Origin of the sequence: Mesorhizobium sp. CA8 (assembly GCF_020164955.1) — a bacterium.
Classification (GTDB): Bacteria; Pseudomonadota; Alphaproteobacteria; order Rhizobiales; family Rhizobiaceae; genus Mesorhizobium.
The window spans coordinates 23,548-30,940 of record NZ_JAIUHG010000043.1 but is presented as its reverse complement, the minus strand read 5'-3'; the positions used below and the strand labels follow the sequence as shown (position 1 = coordinate 30,940).

Here is a 7,393-nt window from a genome sequence, read left to right as displayed (position 1 = left end):
TCCATGAAGAACCTGGCCCATAGCGCATCCTTTGATTCGGAGGATAAGGATGCCCCATCAAAGCCTGGGATCAAACACCTAGTTAGCCCGGCTGGCAAGGAAGTCGCTGTCCGAAATTGAGGAAGATATTTCCTCAATTGGGAGAGGCTCGGCGAAAAATTGCTTCAAGGCGGCGAAAAAGACAACATTCAATGCATCTAAATTCTATAAACTCGGTAGAGTTCGTGCAGTTCAACGGAGACGGGAATGACCAAACCTCATTTCAGGAAACTGCTCGGCGCGCTGGTCGCCACATCTGTCCAGTTTGGCACGCTCGGTTTCGCATTTGCCGACACGCCCATCCTGAACGTGTCCTACGACCCGACACGTGAACTCTACAAAGCCTATGACGAGGCGTTTGCCGCGCACTGGAAGGCTGAGACCGGCGAAACCGTGACCATCCAGCAGTCGCATGGCGGTTCCGGCGCGCAGGCCCGGGCGGTGATCGACGGCCTCGACGCCGACGTCGTGACGCTGGCGCTCGAAGGCGACATCAACGCCATCGCCTCGAAGACGAAGAAGATCAACCCGGACTGGCGCACGAAGTTCGAGAACAACTCGGCGCCTTACACCTCGACCATTATCTTCCTGGTGCGCAAGGGCAATCCCAAGAGCATCCACGACTGGAACGATCTGGTGAAGGACGACGTCCAGGTCATCACGCCGAACCCGAAGACGTCCGGCGGCGCCCGCTGGAACTATCTTGCCGCCTGGGCCTATGCAAACGCCAATGACGGCAACGATGAAGCCAAGACCAAGGAGTTCGTCGGCAAGCTTTATGCGAACGTCCCGGTCCTCGATACCGGCGCGCGCGGCTCGACGGTGACCTTCGCGCAGAAGGGCCTGGGTGATGTGCTGATCGCCTGGGAGAATGAAGCCTATCTCGCGCTCGACGAATTCGGCGCCGACAATTTCGACATCGTCTACCCGCCGACCTCGATCCTGGCCGAGCCCCCGGTCGCGGTCGTCGACGCCAACGTCGATGCCAAGGGCACGCGCAAGGTCGCGGAGGCCTATCTGGGCTGGCTCTATTCCAAGGAAGCGCAGACCATCATCGCCAAGAACCACTATCGCCCGGCCAAGCCCGACCTGGTGCCGGCCGAGGAGCTTGCCAAGCTCCCGGCAATCAAGCTGGTCACCATCGACGACCCGCAGTTCGGCGGCTGGAAGAAAGCGCAGCCTTACCATTTCGGCGACGGTGGTATATTCGACCAGATCTACAAGCCGGCGCAGTGAGGCCGGACGGCCGGTGAGCCTCGGGCATGCCGGCGGAATGCGACTGCGCAAAGCCATTCTGGTTTGAATAGAAGGGACGATCCAGAACAGCATGACCACAGCACCCGTCAAGGCGGGGTGGCGATTCAAGCAGCCGAGTGTCATTCCGGGTTTCGGACTGACGCTCGGCTTCTCGCTTGCCTACCTCACCCTCATCATCCTCATCCCGCTTTCGGGGCTGGTCTGGCGCTCGGCTGCGCTCGGCTGGACCGATTTCTGGGCTATCGCCGCTGACCGGCGCACCCTCAACGCGCTGAAGATAAGCTTCGGCACCGCCTTCCTGGCGGCTGTCGTCAACGTCGTGTTCGGCACGCTCGTCGCTTGGGTGCTGGTGCGCTACCGCTTCCCTGGACGCCGCATCGCGGATGCGATGGTCGACCTGCCCTTCGCCCTGCCCACAGCCGTAGCCGGCATCGCGCTCACCACGCTCTATGCGCCGAACGGCTGGATCGGTCATCTCCTGATGCCGCTCGGCATCAAGGTCGCCTACACCCCGCTCGGCATCGTCGTCGCGCTGGTGTTCATCGGCCTGCCCTTCGTCGTGCGCACCGTCCAGCCGATCATGGAAGAGATCGACAAGGAGGTCGAGGAAGCAGCCGCCACGCTCGGCGCCAACCGTTTCCAGATTATCACCCGCGTGCTCTTCCCGGGCCTGGCGCCGGCGATCATCACCGGCTTCTCGCTCGCCTTCGCGCGAGGCGTCGGCGAATACGGGTCAGTCATCTTCATCGCCGGCAACCTGCCCTTCAAGTCCGAGATCGCGCCGCTTCTGATCGTGATCAGGCTCGAGGAATACAATTACGAGGCGGCGACCGCGATCGCCGCGATCATGCTGGCGCTGTCCTTCCTGATGCTTCTGGTCGTCAACCTCGCACAGACATGGAGCCGCAAGCGCTATGGCTGATCCCGAGATCAAATCCTACGAGCTGCATCACGAGAGCCAGTCGGCCGCCGTGACCGAAAGCCGGCCGATCAAGGCCGTGCTGATGGCGATCGCCCTTGCCTTCCTCGCCGTCTTCCTGCTCCTGCCGCTGATCGTTGTCTTCCACGAGGCGCTCGCCAAAGGCATCGGCGCCTACACGGAAGCCCTTTCCAGCCCCGACACGCGCTCCGCCATCCGCCTGACCTTGCTTGTGGCGGCGATCTCGGTGCCGCTCAACGTCATCTTCGGCATCTCGGCCGCCTGGGCGATCGCCAAGTTCGAGTTCAAGGGCAAGGCATTCCTGACCACCCTCATCGACCTGCCCTTCTCGGTGTCGCCGGTCATCTCGGGCCTTGTCTATGTGCTGCTCTTCGGCGCGCAGGGATTGCTCGGCGCTTGGTTGAAGGCGCATGGCATCGTCATCCTCTTCGCTGTGCCCGGCATCGTGCTGGCTACCATTTTCGTCACCTTCCCCTTCGTCGCGCGCGAGCTCATTCCGCTGATGCAAGAACAGGGCAATGGCGACGAAGAGGCCGCGCTTTCGCTGGGCGCCAGCGGCTGGCAGGCCTTCTGGTATGTAACGCTGCCCAACGTCAAATGGGGCCTGCTCTACGGCGTGCTTCTGTGCAATGCGCGCGCCATGGGCGAGTTCGGCGCAGTCTCGGTGGTGTCGGGCCACATACGCGGCCTCACCAACACCATGCCGCTGCATGTCGAGATCCTTTATAACGAATACAACGCCGTCGGCGCCTTTGCCGTCGCGTCGCTGCTCGCCGGCCTGGCGCTGGTGACGCTGGTCTTGAAAACGCTTCTCGAGATGCGCTACGGCGCCGAGATCGCCGCGACGCGCGGACACTGAACACTATCTGTCGCCGAAGAGTTGCCTGGCAATTTTGGGAACAACGACAGCATCAACGGACTGAGGGATTTGCATGGAAGTTCGCGTCGTCAACGTGCGCAAGGAGTTCGAGCGGTTTCCGGCGCTCCACGACGTGTCGCTCGACATCAGTTCCGGCGAGCTGATCGCGCTGCTCGGCCCGTCGGGCTCCGGCAAGACGACGCTGCTTCGCCTGATCGCCGGCCTGGAACGGCCGACCAAAGGTGCGATCTTCTTCGGCGACGAGGACGCCTCGCAGAAGTCGATCCAGGAGCGCAATGTCGGCTTCGTCTTCCAGCATTACGCGCTGTTCCGCCACATGACCGTTGCCGACAACATCGGCTTCGGCCTGAAGGTCCGGCACGGCGCCGCAAGGCCCTCGGGGCAGGAAATCCGCCGCCGGGCGCTCGAACTGCTCGACCTTGTCCAGTTGTCTGGTCTGGAAAAGCGCTATCCGGCGCAGCTTTCCGGCGGTCAGCGCCAGCGCGTGGCTTTGGCGCGCGCTATGGCGATCGAGCCCAAGGTGCTTCTGCTCGACGAGCCCTTCGGCGCGCTCGACGCGCAGGTTCGCCGTGAGCTTCGCCGCTGGCTGCGCGAGATCCATGACCGCACCGGCCACACCACCGTCTTCGTAACGCATGACCAGGAAGAAGCGCTGGAGCTCGCTGACCGCGTCGTCGTCATGAGCCAGGGCCGCATCGAGCAGGTCGGCACCGCCGATGATATCTACGACACACCGAACTCGCCCTTCGTGTACACCTTCATCGGCGAGTCGAGCTCACTGCCGGTCAAGGTCGAGAACGGCGAGGTCTGGATCGCCGACCGGCCGATCGGGCTCTCGGCGCCGCATGCGCCGTCCGGCGAGGCGGTTCTCTATTTCCGTCCGCACGATGTCGACCTGCTCGACGGCTGCAGCGGCTGCATCGCCGGCACGGTTGCCGCCAGCCGCCGCGTCGCCGGCACCAGGCGCGTCGAGCTCGAGGTAGGCGGCGAGCGCCAGCGCGTCGAGATCGAGCTGCCGGTCGACCATCCCGCGGCGCAGAAGAGCCGGGTGGCCTTCAGGCCGCGTCGCTGGAAGCTTTTTCCGGCTTCCTGAGCTGACTTTCACCCCGACGCCAGCGCCCGAGCCTGGCGCCATCTACGAATCTGCTTGGAAGAAGATCCTAGAAAAGAATTGTTTTGGCGATATATTTTTCCAGAGCTTCGCTCGCCTCCCGGAGCCCGTGCCTCCTCGCACCAGGCTTTCACGACTAGGGTAGCGCCTTAGCTTCGATCTTATTTCCAAGGAGCCTGTTTTCATGAAGCGTCTATTGCTCGGCATCGCGGCTGTTGCCGGTCTCGTCCTCGCGTCCTCCCAAGCCTGGTCGGCCGACAAGCTTTTGAATGCATCCTATGACGTCGGCCGCGAGCTGTTCGTCGACATCAACAAGGCTTTCATCGCCAAGCACCCCGGTGTCACGGTCGACCAGTCGCATGCCGGCACCTCGGCGCAGGCGCGCGCGATCGCCGAAGGCCTTGGCGCCGATGTCGTCACCTTCAACCAGGTCACCGATGTCGACTTCCTGGTCAAGAAGGGACTGATCTCAGCCGATTGGCAGAAGGATTTTCCGGATAACGCCTCGCCCTTCTATTCGCTGCCGTCCTTCCTGGTGCGCGCTGGCAATCCCAAGCATATCAAGGACTGGAACGATCTGGTGCGTGACGACGTGCAGGTGATCTTCCCGAACCCGAAGACATCCGGCAATGCGCGCTACACCTATCTCGCCGCGACCGCTTACGCCAAGGAAGCCTTCAAGGGCGACGACGCCAAGGTGAAGGAATTCATCACCAAGCTGTTCAACAACGTGCCGATCTTCGACACGGGCGGCCGCGCCGCCACCACCACCTTCGTCCAGCGCGAGATCGGCGACGTGCTGATCACCTTCGAGTCGGAGACACGCGGCATCCGCAAGGAATATGGCGACGATAAATTCGAGCAGGTCACGCCTTCCGTCAGCTTGCTCGCCGAGTTCCCCGTGGCGATCGTCGACAAGGTTGCCGACGAGCATGGCAGCCGTGATCTCGCCAAAACCTATCTCGACTTCCTCTACACGCCGGACGGCCAGGAGATCGCCGCCGCAAACGGCTTGCGGGTTCGCGACACGACGGTGGCCGCCAAGCACAAGGCCGACTTCCCGGACGTCCGGTTACTGACGGTTGAGGAAGTCTTCGGCGGCTGGGACAAAGTACAGAAGGAGCATTTCGCCGCCGGCGGGCTGCTCGACCAGGCCTACGGCAGCCGCTGAGCCGCCGTACAATCAGGAAGCGCAGGAAAGCCGGCTTTAGCCGGCTTTCCTCGTTTTAGCCCGCCGGCATTTCGCAGGGGAAATCCGGCGTCCAACGTGAAAAACGTTACGAAGAATCAACGCGTTTGTGCCTAAGTTGCCGGGCAAATTATTGGGCCAGGCGGTCAACTGTCATGATTTGCCCACAAACAACCGCCAGATGCAGGCGCATTGGGGTTTGATGAATTGAATCGGGCATGCTGACCAAAAAAGGCAAATACGGCCTCAAGGCCCTCGTGCATCTTTCCGGCCTGCCGGCTGGCCAGCTTGCATTCGTCAACGACATTGCCGTCGCCAACAACATTCCGAAGAAATTCCTGGATGCCATCCTGGGCGAGCTGCGCAATGCCGGTTTCGTCCAGAGCCGCAAGGGCAAGGAAGGCGGTTACCGCCTCGCCCGGCCCGCTTCCGAGATCAAGATCGGCCATGTCGTGCGCGTGCTCGACGGGCCGCTGGCGCCGATCCCCTGCGCCAGCCGCACGCAGTACCAGCGCTGCGAGGATTGCGATGAGGCCACCTGCCAAGTCCGCCACATGATGCTGGAAGTGCGCCAGGCGATCGCCGAGGTGCTGGACAATCGCAGCCTCGCCGCCATGCGCGACGCCGACAACGATGACTTCCCGGCGGAACTCACGTCTCAGATTTGAGGCAAGCGTGCAGCGGCCAGGTCCGGCCACTTCGCCACAAGCCTCCGGCCGCAATTGCCCCAAAGGACAAGCGGTAGCCCTGACCTGTCGCCCTCGGTTGCCAGTCTGCCGTGGACGCAGTAAAGCGGCTGGAGATGAAACAGGGCTCTGACGCATGAGGCTGCCTTGGTTTGGCAAATCCCGCAGGGCCAGCCGGCAGCCATCGTCGAAGGACATCTACCATACCGAGATCACTGCCGACGTGCCGGTGCCGGAGCGCAACGAGTCGGTTCGCTTCTTCAGCCGCAAGGTTACCCGCCGCGGAAAACTGCGCCGCTTCACCAATCGGGACCTGCGCGAGAGCCTGCTGTCCTGTTTCTATCTCGGCGTCGCGGCGATGCTGCCGCTCTCCTGGTGGAGCCCGATCTGCGGCTGGGTGTCCGGGCTCAGGCGCAAGCGCCATTTCCGCAAAGACTTTGCCCGTTACGAGATCGCGGTGAGAGCCGTGCTCGGCGACACCGTCGACACGAAAAGCATGTTCGAGGCGCTGCTCGCCGCCATTCACCGCCGGCGGCTGACGCTTGCGGCGCATCTCGTCGCCGGCTGGCGCTGGTCGCCTGAGATCCGGCTCGAAGGCATCGAGGCGCTGCAGCAAGCCCTGCGGAACGGGCGCGGCGCCATCATATGGTGCGACCAGTTCACGGCCCAGACGATCATGGGCAAGCGCGCCCTGCATGAGGCTGGCGTCGATACCCATCAGGTGAGCGCGCAATACCACGGCTTCTCGCCGAGCAAGTTTGGCCTGCGCGTGATCAACCCGCCGCTGGTCAAGGTCGAGAACCGCTTCCTGAAAAGCCGGATCGTCTTTGAGCGCACCGACGCCTATCAGGTCACCACCCGCATCCAGAAAGTGCTGAAAGCAAACGGCGTGGTGCTGATGACCAACACCATCTACGCCGGCTCCGCCTTCACCGAGGCAGCCATGGGCGAGCGCGGCTGGACCCACCTCGCCTCGGCGCCGGCAAACTTCGCCGCGCGCGCGGGCGCTGCGCTGTTTCATATGGCGACCATCGAGACGGCGCCTTTTTGCGAATATCGGGCGATCGTCAAAGAACTGAGCGCGAGTCCAGAGGCGCCCGCATCGCCTGCCAAGGACACGACAGGGAAGAACCTCGTCGTTCAGGCGGGATTTATCCTGTCGAAGCGCGACCAGATGCTGGAGACGCTCAAACTCTGTCCCGAGCAGATGATGGCTTGGTCGAGCGCCGCGCGGCTGACGGAGCGGCCAACCGAGGCTGCGATCGGCAACGAGGGCGCCTGAAGCCTCTGT

General features: G+C 62.8%; 7 protein-coding genes. All 7 read left to right on the top strand.

Annotation, left to right across the window (positions count from 1 at the left end):
• Window positions 1-246: 246 nt before the first annotated feature.
• The 7 genes from LB553_RS29590 (at window position 247) to LB553_RS29560 (ending at window position 7,384) form a co-directional block, all read left to right on the top strand.
• Window positions 247-1,275, top strand: coding sequence for a sulfate ABC transporter substrate-binding protein (locus tag LB553_RS29590; protein ID WP_224518492.1), 1,029 nt, complete (start codon window positions 247-249; stop codon window positions 1,273-1,275).
• A gap of 91 nt (window positions 1,276-1,366) precedes the next feature.
• Window positions 1,367-2,218 (top strand): sulfate ABC transporter permease subunit CysT, encoded by an 852-nt coding sequence (cysT, locus tag LB553_RS29585; RefSeq protein WP_224518491.1) that lies wholly within the window; start codon window positions 1,367-1,369, stop codon window positions 2,216-2,218.
• Window positions 2,211-3,095, top strand: a complete 885-nt coding sequence (gene cysW / locus LB553_RS29580) for a sulfate ABC transporter permease subunit CysW (protein WP_224518490.1) — start codon at window positions 2,211-2,213, stop codon at window positions 3,093-3,095. The genes cysT and cysW overlap by 8 nt, the downstream gene beginning before the upstream one ends.
• 73 nt (window positions 3,096-3,168) lie before the next feature.
• Complete coding sequence (locus LB553_RS29575) at window positions 3,169-4,209, top strand: sulfate/molybdate ABC transporter ATP-binding protein (RefSeq protein ID WP_224518489.1); 1,041 nt, start codon at window positions 3,169-3,171, stop codon at window positions 4,207-4,209.
• Window positions 4,210-4,411: 202 nt separating this feature from the next.
• Window positions 4,412-5,398: a sulfate ABC transporter substrate-binding protein gene (locus tag LB553_RS29570; protein WP_224518488.1), complete on the top strand. Its 987-nt coding sequence runs from the start codon at window positions 4,412-4,414 to the stop codon at window positions 5,396-5,398.
• A 236-nt stretch (window positions 5,399-5,634) separates the two neighbouring features.
• The gene (locus LB553_RS29565) at window positions 5,635-6,084 is read left to right on the top strand and encodes an RrF2 family transcriptional regulator (RefSeq protein WP_040984137.1); all 450 of its coding nucleotides are present in this window, start codon (window positions 5,635-5,637) and stop codon (window positions 6,082-6,084) included.
• Window positions 6,085-6,238: 154 nt separating this feature from the next.
• Window positions 6,239-7,384, top strand: coding sequence for a hypothetical protein (locus LB553_RS29560; RefSeq protein WP_224518487.1), 1,146 nt, complete (start codon window positions 6,239-6,241; stop codon window positions 7,382-7,384).
• Window positions 7,385-7,393 lie beyond the last annotated feature (9 nt).